This is a genomic window from Peribacillus sp. (assembly GCF_059453735.1).
Genome location: NZ_JAZVJO010000074.1, coordinates 1 through 3,598 on the forward strand (window position 1 = coordinate 1; position 3,598 = coordinate 3,598).

The following is a 3,598-nucleotide window of genomic DNA, read 5'->3' on the forward strand; positions in this document are numbered from 1 at the left end:
CAGAGAAATACACGCAAAAATAATCGTTTCCAATTTTAGTGCCCCTTCTCTAAACTTGTATTTTTTTCGTATAAAAGAATTTATAACCATAATTACAAAAAACACCTATAATTATTGTATAATAAATACAGTTATATTGAAAGAAGGGAAAGCTATGAAAAAAATGATTTTTTTCAATACCCAAAAAGGATTTACCTTAATTGAAGTCCTTCTATCAGTCTCACTACTGGGTATTATTTCCGTTTCTATCCTATCATTCTTCAATCAATCCTATGATTATACAAAAAACAACCAAAGTAAAACGGTAGGAATAAATGTTGCTAGAAACGTTGTTAATTATATTGAACAACTGGATTTTGATAAAACGATGGCCTATCTTCCTAACACATCAACAAGTCCCTTAGTCATAAATAAAAATAATTGTTCCGACCTCAGCAGTGATTCTACCTGCCAAAGGATCTTTGAATCTGTCATTAATAACGTTCGCTATGAAGCCGTCGTTACATTGAGTAAGTATGAAAAAGATCCTACGGAGAAAATTGATACAGAAGTTGAGACCCCCCTTAAATTAGAAGAAAGTCTGATTCCAATTTCTGTTAACGTTACGTGGAATGAACAGGAAACAACGGTGAAAGGAATTATAAAAAAATGAAACAGTTACTCTCATCTAATCGCGGTTTCACGCTCATTGAAGTTTTACTGACTGTAATTATTGGGACAATTGTCTCTTCCATGATTTATTTATTATTTACAACCGGACTCAATCTCTACCAAAAAATCCAAATCGAAGGACAGCTTCGAGATGAAGCCGATTATATAGCGACGATGATTTTAGATGAAATGTACAGCAATTCTCCTGAAAGTATCGAAACGACAGCTGATGGCATTAAACTTAACCGGGCCGGTACGAAAGAGATTGACAGCTATCTTATCGAGGATACTGATAAAGACAAAGCGGAAATAGACATTTATTTTAAAAATGGTCAATTTACGATTAATACGACCAAAGACAGCGGAACCGAGACGACTGTTTTAGATATTCCAAGTGCCACCTTACTAGAAGAGTTAGACGGCAAGAAAACAGAGATTTCACTTTCTCCGTCTTCTGCTTGTACGAATAAGGGAGACCAAAGAGAATGTACACATGGCACACTGAATGTAACGATGGTTATTGAAAATAACACACGTATACAAGGCTCACTGATTAAAACAGAACCGCTCGTTCTCGAGAGCAGCTTCGGATTTTAAGGAGGATCATATGTTAAAAAGTCAAAAAGGCTCCACACTTATAGCCGTCATGCTGGTCTTTCTCGTTCTGACAACCCTGCTTCTTGTCCTTTTAGCTGCAAATATTGGCGGTGCCAAGCGTACCGAAACGCGAGAAACGGATATTACCGAAAATCTAGATGCACTGGCTGCCATGAAAGAAGGCGTAGCTGTTACCCAAGCGTTCATCACCAATAACAGCCCTACTCTGCTATCTTCAATCACTACCTATGATACGCAACTTAAAAAATTTATGGATGAAGAAAACGCTAAAAACATCGGTTATAGGCTTGAAGATGCAACTAGTGCCCACACTACTCTGACAGCTGGTTTTACGAGAGTATTAAAAGTAACTAGTCCACCATACAGCCAGTTAGTGTATGTAACGGCCACACCAAGTTTTCTAAAATATGCACTCGGATCGCGTTCAAATCTAACCATGAATGGTTCACCATCCATTCATGGAGATATTTATTCACGATATTCCTTAAATATTAGTAATGAAGCATTATATTTGAATAACAGCGTGCTTCAGTCAAAATCAACGTATCTCCCGGTAAGCAAACATTCACCAGAAGTAACTTCAGAACTTTATATTGAAGAAGGCGATGTACAGCTTTGTAAGAGCGGCAATTGTTATAATAAAACCGTGAATACTTTTGAAAAAAACCCAATAGGCTGGAGCACCATAACCCGCGATAAATTACCGGTAGATATCCATACAGCGTTTAGTGATAAACAAGCCCCACTTTACGCACAACTGGATGCACCATTTGCTGATATCGATATACCTGGTACTTTTCTTGAAAAAGTAAGAGAAGTTGGGATACCAATAAACAATTTTCCTACTGGTTTGTATGATACAGAGGAAAAAAGAAATGCAGCTAAAGTCGCTCATATTCGCAATGAATTAAAAAAAGAAGTTGCAACGTATATAGATTCAAAAAAATTAGAAAATCCTCCACCATCTCCATATATTTTGTATCGCGGCGATCCAAATATTAATGTATCATCCTTAACAGTACCTGAGGGTAAATGGCTGATTATTGATGGAGACGCGAATTTTGAAGATAACGGTAAAAAAGCACTCGATATTAAAGGAAATATTTTAATAACAGGGAATTTAAAGCTGGCAGGGAAATTAAGTTTTGATTCTGTAATCTATGTATTAGGCCAAACCACCATAAAAAATGCTGATATTCATTGTTATCAAAATTCCTGCACAACCGGAACTATTGATAAAGATATTTGGAAAAATCCCGCCTTTATTTTAATGACGCAAGGCAATTTAAATATAAACTTGGTTAATAAGTTTAACGATAGTACCACTGGAATTAACGGGTATCTATATACCGCTTCAGTCGCAGATGTCTATGGAGTAGGGTCGTTACTAAATGTGACAGGTGGCCTCTTTTCAAAAGATAACTTAACAATCAATAGTTTTCGAGGGAATGCAGAGGACGGTACCCCTGAACTAAAGCTTACAGATAATGAAGATATTGATTCATCAAGATTTAAAATCGTTAACAATAAACGACTATTTTTCGAACAAGAAGATGCATTACCGAAAGTTAAACAGCTATCTGCCATTCCAGATCGTCTTGAAAAAGATAACTAACCTAAAAGTACTCCGCTGAGATTAGTCAGCGCAGTTTTTTAATGTAACCATCACGTCTTCATGTTTCCATTCTTTTGCATATCCATAAGCAGTTAATCCTTCGGGACTTGTTAACGCTGCGTTTGCTCCAGCTTTAAGTAACAGATTAACTGCCTCAATGTTACCAAATTCACTGGCATACATGAGCGCTGTTTTTTCAGCTTTATCCTTTGTATCTACGGCTATATTGTGTGTAAGAAGCAAGCTGATGATATCACTCCGGCCATTAAGAACTGCGCTGATTAAAAGGCTATTGCCACTTTTATCTACGACGTTAACCTGCTTCTTATCTGCCTTTATCAACTGTTCACATACCTTCGTTTTTCCTGACTGCACAGCGTAAGCTAGAGCCGTTTCACCAGCTTTATTGGTTACAGCTGGAGCAATTCCTTCTGCCAGCAATAGTTCCACTACTTCATCGTTGCCTTTTAATGAGGCATAATGCAGGGCCGTATTCCCCTCGTTATCAACAAGATTCAACTGATCCTTATCCTGTTTTATGGCTGTTTTAAACAACTTAACAACATCTTTTTGCATTTCAGGATTACCTTCAAGCTGAATACTATCATTTAATGAAAGTGACAGCTGAACAAAGAGCGGCATTATTGATTTTTCACTGATTTTCGCGTTTTTTTCAATTAGTTTGTTTGCGATCGTATACTCCTGATAAGCAAT

At 36.9% G+C, this 3,598-nt stretch carries 4 protein-coding genes; 3 read left to right on the forward strand and 1 reads right to left on the reverse strand.

The window, feature by feature from the left end:
* The first annotated feature begins 154 nt into the window (after positions 1 to 154).
* From AC52RT_RS02455 to AC52RT_RS02465, 3 genes are read left to right on the forward strand one after another with little or no spacing between them, the layout of a single operon-like run.
* Positions 155 to 652: a type II secretion system protein gene (locus AC52RT_RS02455; protein WP_495539276.1), complete on the forward strand. Its 498-nt coding sequence runs from the start codon at positions 155 to 157 to the stop codon at positions 650 to 652.
* Positions 649 to 1,248, forward strand: a complete 600-nt coding sequence (locus AC52RT_RS02460) for a PulJ/GspJ family protein (protein ID WP_495539277.1) — start codon at positions 649 to 651, stop codon at positions 1,246 to 1,248. Before AC52RT_RS02455 ends, AC52RT_RS02460 begins: the two co-directional genes overlap by 4 nt.
* 10 nt (positions 1,249 to 1,258) lie before the next feature.
* Complete coding sequence (locus tag AC52RT_RS02465; RefSeq protein ID WP_495539278.1) at positions 1,259 to 2,884, forward strand: hypothetical protein; 1,626 nt, start codon at positions 1,259 to 1,261, stop codon at positions 2,882 to 2,884.
* A gap of 21 nt (positions 2,885 to 2,905) precedes the next feature.
* Here AC52RT_RS02465 and AC52RT_RS02470 read toward each other — a convergent pair.
* The coding region (locus tag AC52RT_RS02470; RefSeq protein WP_495539279.1) for an ankyrin repeat domain-containing protein at positions 2,906 to 3,598 on the reverse strand (693 nt) is incomplete at its 5' end.

Bases quoted from the DNA above. Each gene is read 5' to 3' on its own strand.
- AC52RT_RS02455 (WP_495539276.1), top strand. From the start codon at position 155: ATGAAAAAAATGATTTTTTTCAATACCCAAAAAGGATTTACCTTAATT.
- AC52RT_RS02460 (WP_495539277.1), top strand. From the start codon at position 649: ATGAAACAGTTACTCTCATCTAATCGCGGTTTCACGCTCATTGAAGTT.
- AC52RT_RS02465 (WP_495539278.1), top strand. From the start codon at position 1,259: ATGTTAAAAAGTCAAAAAGGCTCCACACTTATAGCCGTCATGCTGGTC.